The sequence below is a fragment of the Bradyrhizobium sp. CAR08 genome (assembly GCF_052871955.1).
On the sequence record NZ_JBIXJX010000035.1, the window covers coordinates 1 to 16,619 of the forward strand.

The 16,619-nt window shown below is 58.9% G+C and carries 12 protein-coding genes and 1 pseudogene; 2 read left to right on the forward strand and 11 right to left on the reverse strand.

Going from position 1 to position 16,619, the window contains the following annotated elements:
- Window positions 1-659: 659 nt before the first annotated feature.
- The 6 genes and pseudogenes from ACIPUD_RS38025 to ACIPUD_RS38050 form a co-directional block, all read right to left on the reverse strand.
- Window positions 660-1,675, reverse strand: a pseudogene (locus ACIPUD_RS38025) (IS110 family transposase).
- 175 nt (window positions 1,676-1,850) lie between these two features.
- A complete protein-coding gene (locus ACIPUD_RS38030; RefSeq protein ID WP_446482771.1) occupies window positions 1,851-2,114 on the reverse strand; it encodes a hypothetical protein in 264 nt (87 codons plus the stop codon).
- Between the two features lie 429 nt (window positions 2,115-2,543).
- Window positions 2,544-2,834 (reverse strand): hypothetical protein, encoded by a 291-nt coding sequence (locus ACIPUD_RS38035; RefSeq protein ID WP_143273862.1) that lies wholly within the window; start codon window positions 2,832-2,834, stop codon window positions 2,544-2,546.
- A gap of 46 nt (window positions 2,835-2,880) precedes the next feature.
- Window positions 2,881-5,397, reverse strand: a complete 2,517-nt coding sequence (locus tag ACIPUD_RS38040; RefSeq protein ID WP_446482772.1) for an MBL fold metallo-hydrolase — start codon at window positions 5,395-5,397, stop codon at window positions 2,881-2,883.
- A 214-nt stretch (window positions 5,398-5,611) separates the two neighbouring features.
- Window positions 5,612-5,956, reverse strand: coding sequence for a hypothetical protein (locus ACIPUD_RS38045; protein WP_446482773.1), 345 nt, complete (start codon window positions 5,954-5,956; stop codon window positions 5,612-5,614).
- 50 nt (window positions 5,957-6,006) lie between these two features.
- Complete coding sequence (locus tag ACIPUD_RS38050) at window positions 6,007-8,373, reverse strand: caspase family protein (RefSeq protein ID WP_446482774.1); 2,367 nt, start codon at window positions 8,371-8,373, stop codon at window positions 6,007-6,009.
- Here ACIPUD_RS38050 and ACIPUD_RS38055 point away from each other — a divergent pair.
- Window positions 8,295-8,939: a hypothetical protein gene (locus tag ACIPUD_RS38055; RefSeq protein ID WP_446482775.1), complete on the forward strand. Its 645-nt coding sequence runs from the start codon at window positions 8,295-8,297 to the stop codon at window positions 8,937-8,939. The genes ACIPUD_RS38050 and ACIPUD_RS38055 overlap by 79 nt on opposite strands.
- 232 nt (window positions 8,940-9,171) lie before the next feature.
- On the opposite strand, the gene ACIPUD_RS38060 is transcribed toward ACIPUD_RS38055, so the two are convergent.
- On the reverse strand, window positions 9,172-10,164 hold the full coding sequence (locus tag ACIPUD_RS38060; RefSeq protein ID WP_446482776.1) for a hypothetical protein: 993 nt from the start codon (window positions 10,162-10,164) through the stop codon (window positions 9,172-9,174).
- 621 nt (window positions 10,165-10,785) lie between these two features.
- Here ACIPUD_RS38060 and ACIPUD_RS38065 point away from each other — a divergent pair.
- Entirely contained in the window at window positions 10,786-11,133 is a 348-nt protein-coding gene (locus ACIPUD_RS38065; RefSeq protein ID WP_446482777.1) for a hypothetical protein, read from the forward strand.
- A gap of 952 nt (window positions 11,134-12,085) precedes the next feature.
- On the opposite strand, the gene ACIPUD_RS38070 is transcribed toward ACIPUD_RS38065, so the two are convergent.
- The 4 genes from ACIPUD_RS38070 to ACIPUD_RS38085 all read right to left on the reverse strand — a co-directional run bounded on the left by ACIPUD_RS38070 (window position 12,086) and on the right by ACIPUD_RS38085 (window position 16,611).
- A complete protein-coding gene (locus ACIPUD_RS38070) occupies window positions 12,086-12,352 on the reverse strand; it encodes a PilZ domain-containing protein (protein WP_446482795.1) in 267 nt (88 codons plus the stop codon).
- Between the two features lie 1,460 nt (window positions 12,353-13,812).
- A complete protein-coding gene (locus ACIPUD_RS38075) occupies window positions 13,813-14,688 on the reverse strand; it encodes an ABC transporter permease (protein ID WP_377791314.1) in 876 nt (291 codons plus the stop codon).
- Complete coding sequence (locus tag ACIPUD_RS38080) at window positions 14,681-15,544, reverse strand: ABC transporter ATP-binding protein (protein WP_446482778.1); 864 nt, start codon at window positions 15,542-15,544, stop codon at window positions 14,681-14,683. Before ACIPUD_RS38080 ends, ACIPUD_RS38075 begins: the two co-directional genes overlap by 8 nt.
- Complete coding sequence (locus tag ACIPUD_RS38085; protein WP_446482779.1) at window positions 15,541-16,611, reverse strand: ABC transporter substrate-binding protein; 1,071 nt, start codon at window positions 16,609-16,611, stop codon at window positions 15,541-15,543. Before ACIPUD_RS38085 ends, ACIPUD_RS38080 begins: the two co-directional genes overlap by 4 nt.
- Between the last annotated feature and the right edge of the window lie 8 nt (window positions 16,612-16,619).

Consider the following 16,619-nt stretch of genomic DNA (forward strand, 5'->3'; position numbering starts at 1 on the left):
GAAGCTCCTGCACCAAGCCGGCAAGTCCGCCGATCAGCAAGCCGCCTGACCTTCACGCAACGCCATCGTAGAACTCGCCGCGCTCGCGCGCATGTGTCAATCAGGCGGCCTTCGTCGTATGCGTACGGGACACTCGGCTGCCTGTCAGTTGGCGCGATTGCCGGATGAACTCGAAAAGCCGGCGTGTGCGTCAGCGATCGATACCTCGGCAATTAGACCATTCCTCCCGATGACGTCTGAGAGGTCGACACGTGGGTCTGGTCGAAGGCGACGCTCCGCAAATCAATCGGCCCTTTAATTGCGGTTTGTTGTTAAGTTACCATTCTTCCTCTCTCCAGTGACACGCCCGTAGCGATTGCTCCGTCGGAGCTGGTCAGGTTGCGGAGACGGAGCGATCGCGGATGGCGAGACGATTGCCTAGCGGGCTTGTCAATCGACGTCGTTGGCGGCTTCAGCGAGTTGAGTTGATGTCGTAGCTGGGGTCATGGTCCTTTCCGAGGTCGCGAGCGCCTCATGATGATGTCCGGATCGGGCGCCTCAACGTTTGCAGCGGAGTGCGGGCGAACTGCCACCAGCCGATTGACCGAGGTCACCACGACCACCGTCCCAGCGGGACATCGCCAGTCCGGCGGACCGGACCAGGAACTTGCGAGCAAATATTAGATGGGCTTCGGCTGGCCCCAGTCGAACGATGTGCCATCGACCCAGATGCAGTAGAGAATCACGGCGATCTTTCGGGCAATTGCGACCTTTGCCTTCTTCATGCCGATCCGCTTGGCGAGCTTCATGCCCCAGGTCTTTAGAGAAGACCATTTTTTGGTTCGATAAAGAAGGACAGTGCAAGTAAGTTCGGAGAAGCCGGTCGCCCCATCGAGATATCTTTCCGTTGGTGTCGGTTTCGCCGGATTGGCTACGTCGCGGCGTAAGGCCGAGGTAAGCGCCGACTGTCGACGCCGATCGGAAGCGCGAGGGATCATCGATCGTGTGGCGGAACGTTAGGGCCGTGACGACGCCGACACCCGGGACCGTCATCAGTCGCCGCGTCGTCTCGTCCAGCTTCGCCAACTGGCGGACCTCGTTGTCGAACTTTTCCTGTTCTCGACAGATGTTCTCATGGATCGAGAGCAGCGGCGATATCACGTTGAGGAGTAAATGATCAGCGCCTAAGAATTCGCTGACCTGGTTGCGGAACTGTTGGCCGATCGCGCGAGGGAATAGTAATCCAGATTCCTTGATCAAGCCACGAATCTGGTTCTCGATGTCTCGGCGCATCGACACTAGCCGAGATCTGGCGACAAGGATCGCTCGGATCTTTTGCCTTTCCTCACTTTTGACCTTGACCTCTCGATACCATCCCACTCGCACCAGTTCTGCAAGGCTCGCGCATCATTCTGACCGCTCTTGTTCATACGGACCGACAAAGCTGCGTGCGCATGCCGAGCGTCGATGCAGACCACCGGAAGCTCAACCCTGCGGAGTTCATGCCGTAGCCTACTCGCCATCGCACCCGTCTCGAAGCCGATACGCTCGGCTTGAGGCGCATGTTGCGAAGCAGGTCGGTCAAGGCACCAGGATTAGACTTGGCTTTTCCTTCGAAGATTACTTGGCCAGTCTCGTTGACAACGCATACGGCGGTTTCTCTCTGTGAGACGTCCAGCCCGACGTACTGCTTCATGGGAGCTCCTTCGAATCAGGTGATTGCGAGGGCTCGACAATAACGCGGCTTGCATGCCACGAGCGCCGACCGCAATTACGTCATCGTATGCAAATCGGAAACCTGGCGAGAGCCTACGATATACGGCGGATCTGAAACGCACCACGCCAACGGCGGCGTGACTGCTTCTCGCCAGTTAATTTTGCGCTTTGCGTTGGAGCAATTGTTGACCTTCATTGACGGCGTCCATAACGCCGCCGCCGACCATCATGTCGAGCATCAACATGAGATCGGATAAATCGGCAGGCGGACCCGCCCGGCGGGTAACGACAGGGTTTTCCGGCCTATGCCGGTTTTTCGCCCATTGTTTCGTGAATGCGCTGCTTAGGTTTGCGACGCCGGATGCTGGGGTAATTCTCACAAAGTCGAAGCCCTTATATGCCGCCGTGTCCCTGTTCATGGCATGCCTTAGTATAAGGCCATCGATATTCTCACCCGGAAACGACCTCTTGTATGCCGGGCGATAGGCCTTGTACGCGATGTGAACCCATACCTGCCGCCGGGCGTGGAGAATGCCAACGTTGATCGCTGATCGGAAGAAGAGGAGCAATATCGGCCGGCTCGGGTAGGGTGACGAGGAGGGCGCTTCTCAAACCCGGGCCTGATACAACCCGCTCCACAGCGCCAACGTAATTGCGGATGGCGTCCTCATCGAGGGCGGCGATCGGAACGTGAAGACATTCGGGCAAAGCCCATCGGGTGAGGGCTATGTCTTTCGCGATGTCGTCGATGAGCAATGCCATAGGTGCCCGTTCGAAGCAGTATACCGCCACTCTTCTCGCGGCTGAACGGATTCTGATCGTAAAATGCCTCGTACCTGGAGGTGAGCTTAGCCTTGGGATCCGACAATCTTGTTGCCGGACAGCACGAACGTCTTGGAGTTGACGTCACTGTCTAGAGAACCCTTCTTTTTGGCCCGCACGAGGGTCGAATGTTCCAAGCTTTGTCCGCTCGAGGTGTCGCTATCCGAAGCATACTTCTTGGCGACCTTGACGAATTCCTCCGCCACGCGGTCTGCCTTCTGAGCCGGCTTAGCGACTGAATCGACGCCCTTTGACGGAGAATCGATGGGTTCCCAATCGTCCATAGAGCCGCTGAAAATATCAGATTTTCCGGCCATTTTGCGACCTCCGATCCACTGGATCAAGTTGCCATTATATAGTGTTTCACCAGCCTAGTCCAAGGCAGGTAAATTGTCTGAGAATCTTGTTTTCGATCGCAAGTTCTTCGATTTTCGTGCGGCCATGAGGCATGCCGCGAATGTAGTCTATTTTTGCCTGGAACAGGGCCTCAGCCGGCCGCTTTCCGAGGGATATCTGCCTCCAGAACGCCGAATGCATCGGAGCTCCAAAATAGTCCAAATTCCCCTCAACAGGGGAATAATGCGCCCCCGTGCAGCCCACAAACGCCGAGGCTCCTCCAGCAAGGAATGAAAGTGCGATCGATTGAGCCGGCGTGACGACTTGGAGCGGATCGCCAGCGCGGTACACGGACGCCCGCGTACGAACGGTCAATGCACCCCAACAGCAACCGGCGAAAATGACGGCTCCGCAAGGGTCAGGAACGTTACCGACCGTCATCGCCTCAAGCATACCCCCTTGAGTCTCGCCCCAAAACCGAGAGGCGTCGGTATCCGAACCGTGGAGCATCAGGTAAATGAGCTTCGCCGACAGGCTACCCGAAACAATGGCCTCCGAGTGAACCTCCCGCGAGGTTAGCATCGTTTCCGGACCAGGAAGTCCGGTGTACACGTTATCGGCGAAGGGCCGCACGAAATTGCGGAGCCCGAACCGGCTCAAGGACGGCGAAACGCCCCCATTGCCCGTCAATGCCACGTCGACGATCCTTGCCGTGTGTCCGTCCGGAATTCGGGAAACGGGAACGTCGGCCAGACGGTCTCCATCAAGATCGCCATAAATCTGGTCGCTCCAGACAATGAAGTTGTCCGGATCGTTCTGGGCGCTTGGTCCGATGCTGTTGCGCAGACTAGGAGGAAGCGTATCGAACCGCTCGGAGGGAACGACATCATAGCCGCCCAGAATCACGACGCCTTTGACCGGCACGTTTTGCGCAGCGCGACGGATCGCGTCGAGCGGGGCAGCCAGCCCGTCGAGATCAACGATGGTTTGGCGGGACGAGGTGATCGTCGCGATCGCACCCGTCGCCTCCGATTTTCCAATGTTATCGGCGAGGCGCCTGGAATTCGTGACAAACAGAAGCGCTGGAAGATCCCTACCCCCGGCTAGTTGGTTTTTTTTAACATCGCTCACGGGTTTTGGCGGCTCCTTAATGTCGGGTTCGCCCGGCTCGATCTCGATCGTAATCGTGACTTTCGTCTTCTGATGGGGGATTTTGGCGGTAACCTCAACCTCACCGGAGGTCGTCGTCCTGACCACGGATACCGGGCCTGGGGGACGACGGGGCGCTTCCGAAACTGCAGGAACTGATGATGGCACCTCGGACGATCCCTCCTCCTCCGGCATGACATCCTTGGCGTTCGGCGATGAATCGTTCAGCTCTCCGTCGTCCACGCCGATTTTCAGCTTCGAGCCGGCGAATGACACTGTTATGCGCCCGTTCCGGTCGGTCCGCGCCCAATGGTAAGTGTCGGTAATACTCTCGAGAAATTTGAGGACGCCCGGATCTGGATGCTTGGGATCTCCCCTGCCAGTCGAAATTCCGAATGCCTGAGCATCCTTGAACGCTGTCAGCACATTCTCGTCAAACCCATTGTAGGACGCATGGTGCGGAAGCTTGACGAACTGATACGGGCCGGCAGCCTTGATCGTCTCCAATAGCGCCGTCATCGAATCGTCGAGGCCTGATACCTCGGCCACGGCCAATTGCATATCGCCGGTGAGCAGCACTTTCTGATTGTCCGTCCCGAGCGTCAGTACGATGCTCTGGTCATTCAAGGCGGCACCGGGACCCACCCTATCGAGGTATTGCCGTAGGTCGTCCGTCAAACCTACGGTGGGAGGCGCGGAGTTGGACAGAAGCGCACGATAGATCGCAACCGCGTCCACAGCCGCGTCGCTGGCGCGGATACCGTCCGCGGCCTTGCGCACTTTCTTCTTGAGTCCGACGAGCTCGTCGCGGCATACGGTGAGGTGCTCATTCGTCGGCCCCAGGACTGAGAGGCCGAAATCGGAGAACGCCTTTTCGATCTGTTTCACTTTCGCAGACGGACCCGTGTACCGAACGATCTTGGTACCGTCGGTCTTAAGCTTGGACAACATGGCGGAATAGTTGTCGGAGAGTTTGACGGCGTCGGTCAGGAATTGGTCCAGTGCGGGGCCGTCGAGGTCGGGCTGCGGCTCTTCGCACATCGCGGCCACAACCTTTGCAGTCTCTGCGTCCAGCGAGGCATCCTCGCCATCTGTCGGGAATCCCATTTTCTCGTCGGCGACCAGGGCCCATTCGAACTCGACCGTTCCGTCCTGCACCATCTTCGGGAGGCAGCCGATGTGGTCCGAGTGGCAGTGCGTCACTACGAGTAGATCAATCTTGAAGGGCGGTTTCCCCAACACCTTGGTTATCTGTTGAGGGATGGACGGTGTTGCGTCGCTTGGTTGCCAATCCCCCGGATGGGCACCGTCGATTAAGATCCGGCGATCACCCTCGACCGCAAGAATGCAGTCACCATAGATCTTCGAACCCATGTCAAAGAGATACAATTTCATTGGCTGGCCCCAGCAAAAAAATAATGTCTGCAAAAACGACGGTTCGAAAAGCCGCTGAGTTGTATCCTATGACAACTACTACTGATCTCCAAGAGATATTAAAACTGTCATGTGCAAGCGGCCTGTGATGCGCCGGTCGGAACCATAAAATTCACGTGGGTAGAGAATGGTCGAAGGCTCTCAGGAATCAGCGCAGGGGGACCACTTGGACGGCTCACCGAATACCGGCCAAGGACCTGTATCGTTGCTCTTCAAACCAGTCCCGCATTCCCTTCCCCCACAGTCCAAAGGAACCGGGCGTGGTGTCTGCGATGGAGAGGCGCCAGGATCGTTGTTCGTCTGGCAGCGCAGCAAGGTGCGCCTGGAAGCCTGATTTGAGGCGAACTTGCTGCTGGATGGCCGCAAAGCCTTCGACAGGAAACAGCCCAACCGATTTCGGGAGCTCCGCGACGGTCGCTTCGGCTTCGGCGTTGTAAGAGACGCAGTCCGCGGCTTCGCTACCAATGTCGCCGTCCGGATCCGTGAGAACGGTGATTGCCGTTCGAACCGGCGCCTGCATGGCCAACACGCATGCTGCGGCACGGCGTTCTTCGCGCGTGCCCCGTAACATCAGCTCGAGCCGTGATCGGGTGAGTGGCAGCAGTTCAATCCGGCCGAGCAGGCTCGTGTAGAAAGCGTCGCTATGGCCGATACGTGCGCTAAGTTCGTCGGCGAGTTTACTCGTCCCCGCCAAGCGAGCATAGTCCGCGTAGACTTTCGAAGCTCGATGGAGTTGGCGTCCAGCAAGGACGTGAACAGACCCTTCCGGTCCCCCCAGATGGTCAGCAGCTCCAGCATAGCCACCCGAAGCGAGGAGTCCGACGATAGTTCGATCGCTCCCCTTACACGCTCCACATCCTGATCTATCGATCGTGCGATCAAGGGAACCAATTCGGCAAACAGTGCGACGCCACCCGACGGAGCAAACAAACCGTCGACATCCTGGGGCGCGCGACCTTGCTGCTCCACAGTGAGGCGGATCAGTCCAGGAATATTATTCCAACGGATTTGAAGCCGCGCTCCGGGGCAGTGACGCGCTATCGCCAACGCCGCGGGCAAGACCTCGGACGCTTGCTTCGAACGAAGCACATCGCTCCAGGACGGATCACATGGAAATGTGGGAAGATGTGCCTGAAGCAGCAGGCGTCGCCACAGTTCGACCTTCGGATTCGAAGCAGCGGGGGTTTCCGACAACCCCACCCAGACGGCATAACCCGCTATCGAAGCTGCGTCTCGGTACTGAATTCTCGCAATCAGGCTAAGAAGAAAGCCATGGTCGAGGCGGCATCCAACGCGCACGGCTGTGTCGACGACCAACGTCGGAGATGGTCGGGTGCCGGGGACATCAGCTACTCGGCGGAGATAGCGCTCGATATCCGGCGTGCAGATGCCTTGCAGGCGACGGAGGATGTCCGAATGGTCGAGGCCAGTCCCTCCGCCTGATAGATCCGTCAAGGCCCGGTCCACAGCACGCCGGGGATCAAGGCGGAACAACCCTCGCAATGCGGCCAGCCTGATCTCGGCTCTTTGATCAAGCGTCCAACGTACGAGGAGCGGTACCTGCTCGGCGCCCACGATTTCGGTCAGAAGCAACCGGGCACCGAGCTGCGTTTCGAACGGTATGTCCCGGCGCGCCAGCAAGTCTTGTGTCAGTTTGGAGGCAGATTCGATATCTCCGGGGGCGACCCGCTGCGAGGCTGCGACGAGAGGATCCAGTCGGTCCGCCACCAGCGGTGCCACCGGTTTTCCAATCGGAGCCACGAGTGGAAGTTGCCGGTTGGCTCCCGGGCCGAGCCGTTCGGAGCCGTATGCGTAGGTCCAAATATGCTGGGGGTATCCGGGAAGGGGATAGTGCGGATGACCGCGATAGGCGACCAGACGTCCTCCTTCTTCGTCAACGTACTCGGTCGCATCGATGATGCCATACCATGACACCAAGCAGAAGAAGATCAGCGCCAACACCGTCAAAAGACTTCTGGCGACTATTCTTCTCAATTGGCGTGGCGAGTATCGCGCCGTGGCGAAACGCACGGACTCCAGAGTCTGGCCGCGCATCACGAAGACCAAGGGATCACTGGTGTAGGTGCCGGCGAAGACCATGTCTTGCGGCGGAAGGTTGGCTTCCGCGCGTTTTTCCGCGATGCCGGCATTCAGCCCCTCGATGAGATCGGAGAAATAGATGGCGCCGTCGCCGCGACCGACCACGCGACGTCCCTCCAGAATTTCGACAAGCGACGTTGAGAAGTGGGTTCCAAACCCGTCGGCCGTTTCCCAAGAACGCTGACCGGCGCGTGCGGAAGCCAACACCAGGCGGAATTCCCCCGATCGGAGCGAACGGAATGCCGCAGGTGCATGCTCGGCAGCCGCGGCGCTGAAACAGCAATCAAGAAGCAGGAGAATGCCCCGGCACTGTGCCGCCTCGATTAGCTCTCCGATATCACCTCCCGAGACCGCGGAACCGGCTAGATCGCCTTCCTTCGTATCGGCCGTGCACAGGTAGAAATTATCGGCAGCCGCGATGCCATGACCGCCAAAATAGATGACAATCGTATCGTCTGCCGAGGAAGCCTCGAACAGCGATCGCAGATGGCTCAGCACCGCCGACCGAGTACAGGTCAGACCGATCAACGCGGGTCCGGCTCTGTCCAGCGGAACGCCGCACCCGTCGTCGCGTCGTAGCGCCTCGATCAGGGCTCCCGCTTCCCGCTCCGGCGTCGGCAACGGCGGCAACCAATTGTCAGCAACGCGGCCCACGCCGATCGCTACGGCGCGAACCGTACTGCCAAAGCTTGCAGCTGTTTTTCTTGCTAGAACCAAGGCGTGAGAAAGCCTCGACGAGCAGGCGTGAGCGGAGCGTCTTGACCCGGCACCTGTCCTCGGGCGATGGGGGGCGCGCCCCCACCGCCTACTGCGCTGGTGGCACCGGCGGCGGAACAATAGACAAGAAATCCGTTGATTACGCCGACGAGATACGGCATCGGACCGCCGCCGTCGCTCGCAACCACGCCGGCAAGGACGATGATCTGGGCGACCAGCAATCCAAGCCATTTGGGGTTGAAGTTGAAGGCCGTCTGAAGGCCGTTGCAGATGACGAAAGTCGCGCCCGTCGCTCCGCTCAAGGTCAACATGCTTTGAACGGCGAAAAATTCGTCAGGCATTTGCACGACTGTATATCCTCCAAACAATCAAACTCGCACGGTAAGGCATCATCTGTTCGCTTTGAGGGAAACGATTCGACCATTGACGGGGAAGCCAACAACTGCTCGCTCGACATTCAGGCGCAGTCTCCTTCCCGATTCCACGATAGCCAACGCGATCACGACGATGCATGCGGAGCGCGCCAACCATCGCGACGATCAAAACTGTCCCAGTTTTTCCGAGAAGGCAAGCGAAGCTCGACGCATGAGCGTACGGCCGAGAAGGTGCATTATGACCGTCCCGGACTGGGGCAAAGCGGGCAATCCGGGCCTACCGCATCGATGTCAGTAGGACTGCTGAAGTGATCATGGCCAAGATCGAAAAGCGCCCGATCGACGCCCATCTTATTTCCATTCTTGTCGCAATCAGCCAAAAACAATTCGAGCTTGTTCTTGCCCTCGCTGGTTTGTGAATTTTCGAGTATCTTGAAGAAGGCGTAGATCGCTCGTACGTCGTACAGTTTCATGCCTTTGCGGGGGGAACCTGCCACGTCTCTCTCCTTTACTCCAAAGCCATTGCTGTCAGTTCGGGCTTAGTCTAGAGGCCCGGGCCCACACGTCCGATACCCGTTCCTAGTTTCGTCAGGGCGTCTTGGGTGTTGAAATCGCGCTGCCGATCGAGGGCAGCCGACGCCGCAGCCTTTTGGCCGCCATATCCCGGTGCAATGATGCGTCCATATTCGTCGAATTGAGGCAGGCCCTTGGTGTTAGGCGGGAGACGCAACAGGATGAGGATCGTGTGAAGGTCCTGACGGCTGTTGTCGATGTTCAAGGAGGCACTGGAGGGCACGAACCGTCCAGTAACTGGATCGATCGCCGTCGAGGGATCAACATTTCCAGTGAATTTGGTGGTGAACGTCAGGGTATCGGTCATCTGCGCGGTGGTGTAATTGGCATCGTCACCGGCAAGATTTCCCCACTGATTGGCAAGCAGGAAGCTATTCACCAGGGAGTCGATCCTGAGTAAGCCTGTTGCGGGATAGAGCGCGTTGACTTGCTGCGGCATGCCATCGCAAGTCTCCTCCTTCATCAACCGCGCCAAACTGTCGAAGCTGTCATAGACCCTGAAATGCCGTTTGACTTCACGCGTCCGATCGTTTTTGGCGACAAGCCCGATGCTGTCGTTGCCGGCAAACAGTTTCTTCACAAGCGTAACATTGACACCCGCGGTATTCACTTCGGTCGTGTCAATCGTAAAATCGTAGCTGACGGACGTGTCCTTGTAAAAAAGCAAAGGCGCCCTGATCTTCGTATCGGTAATCTGGTCCCACTTGACCTCGTGGAAGTGAGCGGGTTGCTGCTCCAGCCATGCAGCAGTTTGGTATCCGGTCATTCCACGATACACGACACGATCTTTGCCCGTGGCGATCAAGGCAACGATCACTCGGCGGACGGCATCGCGGGTCTGACACCGGATGACCGAGGCGATTCGGTCGCTGTCAAAAGAAGTAGTGTCCTCGGGGAGCGGATAAATCGAGCACGCGCCACAGCAAAGCGTGGATAGGAGGGCAATGCGGGCGATCCATTGCATAAAGGCCTCTTTGCAATTGTTCAAATGTGTCCAAATTTCCGGATGTCATAAATAGCCGCTAGCGGCAACGACCGTCGCGGCTGCTCCGCGCGACCATCTTGTTCTTTCCAACGCGAAGTGCGGTTAAGTGTTGTTGAACGGCGTTTGTCGAAGAACGTTGAATCGACACCTTCACCCAAGCGTCATTGTCGAAAGGCCCGCAGAATTCAGTATTTAGTGCAAAGCTTCCTTCCTCGAATTCATATCGATCTCTTATCCAACGAGCGTCATTGAGACGATGATCAATGCCCGCGGAGCAATCGCTGCAAATCGCGTTCGTCCGCGCACAATCGTGGTACGCACTTGAATCGATTGGTAGTATCCTAGTTGTCACATTACTGAAAGTTGATCAACGCGTCAATTGACACCACCGAAGGACTTCTGAGGCCCTCCGGAGTCGCTTGCTCCGCCGACCACACATACACGAAGCCCCGGCGAAGCGGCCCGTAGGCCGAGCCCCTCCGCGTCGGCCCGCCGCAATCGTACGGAGCCGAGCCGCATCGTGGTCCGCACCTCCCTCTCCACATTCGCCTACTCCGTCCTGATTCCCAATCTGCAGGCCTTTTCCGCCGCAATGAATGAGTGATCGTTGACGTCATCAGCTCGCTGTCGCCGCCAACCTCATCCTACGATATCCTGATCACAAGGGATCTTATGATGGTCGAGCCGGCAGACGGCTGGGAGATCTACAACGAGCAGCTTGTGTGCGTAGGCACTCCAACCCACGTTGACGGCAAGAGCCTGTCAATCGTCCGCTCGATGCCCATTCTGAATATCACGTCCAGACCTGACATATTGCCGACCTGGCTGCGGGCGATGAACATGAAGTCTCAGGACATCAGATCTGGCGCGCGTTACGATCACAATTATTTGGCCCCGCCGGAAGTGATCACCGGAAAATGCCTCTGGCCGCGCCAGAAATCACCATAAGCGATCTTGTACGGGAGGGCCTGTTACGCGTCATGCCTGGCTCGCGCACGCGAGCGGCATGCATTATCGCGCCTATGCGGTGGACAGGACCGACAATCCAGAAATTGCACGGGCCTTTTGCCACTGGCTTGTGCGGCTTTGCAAGAAATATGCACTTTTGAAAGCAGCCTATGACCTGTGGGGTAGGTCCAGCTTAGATTGTGACGTCGTCGCTCGGAGCCGAACGATCTCGCTGTCATGCCAAGCCAAGGCGGTGGCAAGCCGCTTGTCTGGCAGCGCGGCCTCACGTTCGAGCAGCAGCGCGAGCCATTCGGCGTGGCCGAGGCTTGCGCCGTCGCCGGTTGCTTCGGTGTCGGCGAAGGCTTTGGCCCTTCCGTGGAGGCCGAGTGCGTTGAGGCGGTCGAGGGTCGAATGGCTTCTAGGTAAGAGAATGCGAAATCTGCGACGCGGCCAGCCTTTGGCGTTGAGCTTCCTAGGGCCGCAGGCCCGACAGGCGTGCGCAGGGGCGCATCGCCTCAAGGGAAAATGGCACCCGGACAGCGTGAGCATAGCGACCTGAAGGGGCACGCGGGTCCGAGTGCAGCGACGAGACCGGTTCATAAAATCCCGGCCACGATCGGAAGCCCCGGCCTGGATGAAGACCGGTTTTCCTATCTAGCGCTTTCGACCTGTTTTCGAAGCAGGTGGTGCCCACTTGCGGCGATATGGCGTGTTCCGGAACGACCATACCGTTGCAGCGCTACGGGGAGCACTACGTCCTGAGACCGCCGCACGGCATGTTCTCGGGCGCCGTTCAGGCAATCGCATAAGGGTTCGATACCCGGGATGGACCGCCCCTACAATGAGTTCGCAGATGAGGGCATCGCTGCCAGGTAGCGTCGATCTAGGAGTGATTTGGGGGGACGACCCTCCTCATTGAATCAATTCGAACCGGAATTGGTTTTTCTGGCAATTAGCCCGAGCGAATATTCCGGCTGGTTACAAATTGGACTCCGATTTCCGAGCCGTCCAGTCGAATCAACTTGCATCGCCGGTAAGCTAATCCGACGGTTGAAAGCAGCAGGAAGAACTGGCGAGCTTTGAGCACGTCTGTAGATCCATCAATTCGAAGGCGTGCTCCGGTGTCGGAAACGTCGATGAGAATGCAATCGCGCCGCCACGTGCCGTCTAGACCTAAAAGGGCTGCAGGTACTCGTGCTCGAAGTGAACGCGCTTTGATTTTCGCTTATCCCATCCGGACATCTAATGGCTTCCAGTCCAGATCGGGCGAAGCGGAGTCAAATTGCTCCTCATCTGGCCTCGCATCTGCAATCAAATGAAAATGACAACTACCAAGAGGCAAAATATCTGTCGGCTTGATACGATAGCAAAGATACTGAAAGCGGACGCGGCTCTCGGCCACTTTCCGAAGATGGTTCGTGCGGGCTCAGGCGACGTAGTTGGAGAAGCTCCGGGACAACAGCGATTAAGGTCCCACAAAGATGGCAACACGACCGACCAACTCACTTTACGTGAAGACGAGCGGAAGGAGAGTTGCGCAACTCCAGCTCCCGACAGCACCAGAAGCTGCTGCTGACAAGATCAACAATGCCTATGAACTCAATTTTGGCGAGGAGTAGAGATCAGGTAATCCTCGGTTCGCCGGCTCATCATGAAAGAATATTCAAATACGGCGCACAATTCCTGCTGGTCTCCCGATGGGCCGCTGGTTTCCAGCAGGATCAGCGAGCAGTGCGCCGCATTCCCGCACCGTTCAACCCTGTGGCGCGTAAGGGGACGCGATCGCCAATCGGCAGTAGAGTAGAGCACCTGCGTTCAGATGCAGAGCAGGACTGTCGAACGCGGAGACGTCTTGGGCGCGGCACAATCGCGACCGAAGCCCATTTGGCTTCGTAAACAACCAGGCTGATGCCGCCCAATTTGAGCGCCGATAGCGACTACTCACTTTCGATCGCCCTCTGTGCGCAATGGACGCCTCTACAGTAGTCTAGGCACGGGTGAAAGATCATTGGTCTGAAATCGTTTTTGACTTCACAAGTGGCGAGTCCGGCTTTTGATTCTGGCGGTCCCCAAGTAAGGGCTTTTATCTCGAACAGGGTTTGAGGTAACTTCAAGAGGCCGCTGTCCCCCGCCAGCGGTGTCTTAGCCTCGTCGGGAGAGTTCGTCCGATGCCAATCCAAGTATGGGCTCTCGCCACGTCAATTGGTTGGACATTGGTCGTGGCGGCGATCCTGCTCTGCTTGATCTTCAGCCCTGGCTAATCCGGCGCCTTACGAGGGGCGAGACGCCTAACCGTCGTGATTGCGCAGCCGTGTCCACCGGAGGCCGGGTGACTGGGGTGGGCAAGAGTACTCAGAAGCGCCACGCGGAATTGGAAAAGCCGCGGAGGAAAAATCATCTTTTGCCGGAGCCTCGAAAGAGCACCTCTAACGTGAGGTGATGCCAGCAGCAGCAGCGACTACGCGGCTGCTGCCGATCGCGAGCAGCGACCGACCGTGGTCGACATCAACATCGATATTGGCATGCCGACCGCGGGGATGTTGATGCTGGTGCTGGTGCTGCTGTTTGCGTCGAAAACGACAAGTCGATGGTCGGCGGCAATCTCTGACTGATCCGCCGAACAGCATGGTTACGCAGGCGGCCAGCGCGGAACCTGCGAGCGGCGCCTGATTCCATATCTCATGCCGTCAATGGCGCTTTCCACCGCATGAAGCGCCGCTCCAGTGCCTCCAGAATGGCATTGAACACCAGCCCGATGACCGTCATGCTGAGGATGCCGAAATACATTTGCGGAATCAGGAAGCTGTACTGGCTATTGATGATGAGATAGCCGAGGCCGGCCTTGGCGCCGACCATTTCGGACGCAACCAGCACCAGCATGGCCGACGCGCTGGCCAGACGAATACCGACGAAGATAGTGGGAAGCGCAGCCGGCAGGATGACCTTGCGAAACAGCTGCTGCGGGGTTGCACCCATGGTCCGCGCCGACTTGATCAGCAACGGATCGACCTGTTTCACCGCGGCAACGGTGTTGAGCAGCAGCGGCCACGCGCAGCTATAGACCACCATCGTGATCTTCGACGTTTCGCCGATTCCGAGCAGCAGGATGAAGACCGGCAGCAGCGCAAGCGGCGCGGTGTTGCGGCAGATCTCGATGAACTGGTTCACGAGATTGCCGAGACGCGCATACCAACCGACGGCCACGCCAAGCGGGACGATCAAGGCGACAGAAATCAGAAATCCGCTCAGGGCACGCAGCAGGCTGGCGGAGACGTCATCATAGAGCTCGCCGGTTTGCGCAAGCTGCCAGCCGGCCGCGATCACCTCCGAGAAGGGTGGCAGGAACACGGGATCGATCAGCCCGAGCCGCGGCGCCACCTCCCATGCCGCCAACAGGGCAATCAGCAGCAATGAGCGGTGCCCGAAGGCAGCCAGCCCGCGGGCCGCGGCGCGGATTCGGCCGACCGCCGGCGATGCCGGGCCTTCCACGCTGGTGAGCGGCTCTCGGCGCCCGTGTGCAAGCTCCAGCAGCGTCAACATCTCGAGACTAGACATGGACGCCCCCTTCCACTTTGCGATCGGCTCGTGCGAAAGCGCCGGCGGTCAATTGCCCTTGCTGCGCTCTCAAGACTTCCTCGCGTAACAGACTCCAGACCTCGTGGCGCACGCGGCCGAATTCAGGCAGCGAGCGCACGTCGTCGGCCTCGCTGCGCAGCACGTCCGGAATGTCGATGATCCGCTTGATCCGGCCCGGACGCGACGTCATCACCGCCACGCGCTGGCCGAGCACGATGGCCTCGTCGATGCCGTGGGTGATGAAGACGATTGTCTTGCCGGTGGCGCGCCAGATCCGCAGCAGCTCGCCCTGCAGCGTCTCGCGCGTCTGGGCGTCCAGCGCGGCGAACGGCTCGTCCATCAGCAGCACTTCCGGATCGTAAGCGAGGCTTCGCGCGATCGCGACGCGCTGCTTCATGCCGCCGGAGAGCTCATGCGGGTAGCGGTCGGCAAAGCCGGACAGCCCGACCAGGTCGAGGAAATGCCGCGCGATGTCGAGCCGCTGCTTGGCCTTGAACCCGGCGATATCGAGACCGAACTCAACGTTCTGCGCGGCGGTGCGCCAGGGAAACAGCGCATACTGCTGGAACACGATGCCGCGGTCGCGAGCGGGTCCGGCAATCGGCCGGCCATCGAGCAGAATCCGGCCGTTGGTCGGCAGCGTGAGCCCGCCCAGCAGATCGAGCAATGTGGATTTCCCGCAGCCGCTTGGGCCAACCAGGGCCAAGAATTCGCCGGAGCGAACATCGAGCGTGATGTCCTCCAGAGCGATGAAGTGGCGGCCTGGTGCGCCTCCCTCCCCGCGCAGGACGAACTCCTTGCGGACATGCTCGAAACGGATCTTGACGGAGGTCATCGGGCCTCCGCCGTTTTTCCGGGACGAAAATAGTTGAACGCATTGGTGTAGGTGTCGGAAGCCTTGACCTGACCCGGCTTGAACAGGCCGTCCTTCACCAGCCAGTCGATCCATACCAGGATTTCGCTGTCCGAGATCAAGCCGGCCTTGGATGCAACACCGGTGCTCTTCCAGTATTTGATCGAGGAGGCATCCTCGTTGCGCTTGCGCTCGGCGATGATCTTGTCGAACCGGGCCCGCACCTCTTCCGGCGGTGTGGTCTGGGCCCATTCGATGGCCCGCGAAATCCCCTCCACCAGCTTACGCGAGGCATTGGGATTATCCTTGATGAATTTGTCCCGCAGGACATAGGCACCGCCGGTGAACTGGCCGAACAGATCGGTGTCGACAAAGAGCGAGCGGATGCCACCCCGTTCCAGCGCCTTATCGCGCAGGACACCGCCCAACGCGCTGACCTCGACCTGGCCCTGGCGCAACGCTTGCTCGCCGCTGACTGGCGGGATCGCCACCAGCGTGACCTGCCTGGCTTCACCAGCGCTGAGGCCGGACCTAGCCAGGTACTCGCGCAGCACGAACTCCAAATGTGCGCCCAGCGTGTTGACCGCGACCTTCCTGCCGATCAGGTCATGCGCGGTCTTGATCGGGCTGTCGCCCTTCACGAAGTAGCCGTAATAGGTGTTGGCATCGGAGCCGTAGTAGCCGACCACCGCCTTGACTGGCGCCTTCGCCGCGATCAACTTGAGGATCGCCCCATAGAACGCGCCGCCGATGTCGATATCGCCGGTGACGACGGTCTGGATGTCCTGCGGCCCGCTGATGGTGTTGCCGACCCATTTGAGCTTGAGCGGGGCGAGATAGCCAAGGTCCTCGGCCAGCTCGATAAACGTCACCTGCCCGGCCGATCCCTGGTAGCGGATCTCGGTCTTCTCGAGCGGCGGTTCGGCGAATGCCGGGGCCGTGAGGCCGAGCGCCACGGCGCCCGCCAACAAAACCCGCAACGTGTTGCGGGTGGCCTGTCCCAACCCGGCGCGCCTTGCGGGAAGCAATCGAAGTATAGCGTTCATCATTGTGACTC

Excerpts from the sequence above, each read along its gene's own strand:
- ACIPUD_RS38045 (WP_446482773.1), bottom strand. The coding sequence starts at position 5,956 with ATGCAGGCGCCGGTTCGAACGGCAATCACCGTTCTCACGGATCCGGAC.
- ACIPUD_RS38035 (WP_143273862.1), bottom strand. The coding sequence starts at position 2,834 with ATGGCCGGAAAATCTGATATTTTCAGCGGCTCTATGGACGATTGGGAA.
- ACIPUD_RS38060 (WP_446482776.1), bottom strand. The coding sequence starts at position 10,164 with ATGCAATGGATCGCCCGCATTGCCCTCCTATCCACGCTTTGCTGTGGC.
- ACIPUD_RS38085 (WP_446482779.1), bottom strand. The coding sequence starts at position 16,611 with ATGATGAACGCTATACTTCGATTGCTTCCCGCAAGGCGCGCCGGGTTG.
- ACIPUD_RS38080 (WP_446482778.1), bottom strand. The coding sequence starts at position 15,544 with ATGACCTCCGTCAAGATCCGTTTCGAGCATGTCCGCAAGGAGTTCGTC.
- ACIPUD_RS38040 (WP_446482772.1), bottom strand. The coding sequence starts at position 5,397 with ATGAAATTGTATCTCTTTGACATGGGTTCGAAGATCTATGGTGACTGC.
- ACIPUD_RS38030 (WP_446482771.1), bottom strand. The coding sequence starts at position 2,114 with ATGAACAGGGACACGGCGGCATATAAGGGCTTCGACTTTGTGAGAATT.
- ACIPUD_RS38075 (WP_377791314.1), bottom strand. The coding sequence starts at position 14,688 with ATGTCTAGTCTCGAGATGTTGACGCTGCTGGAGCTTGCACACGGGCGC.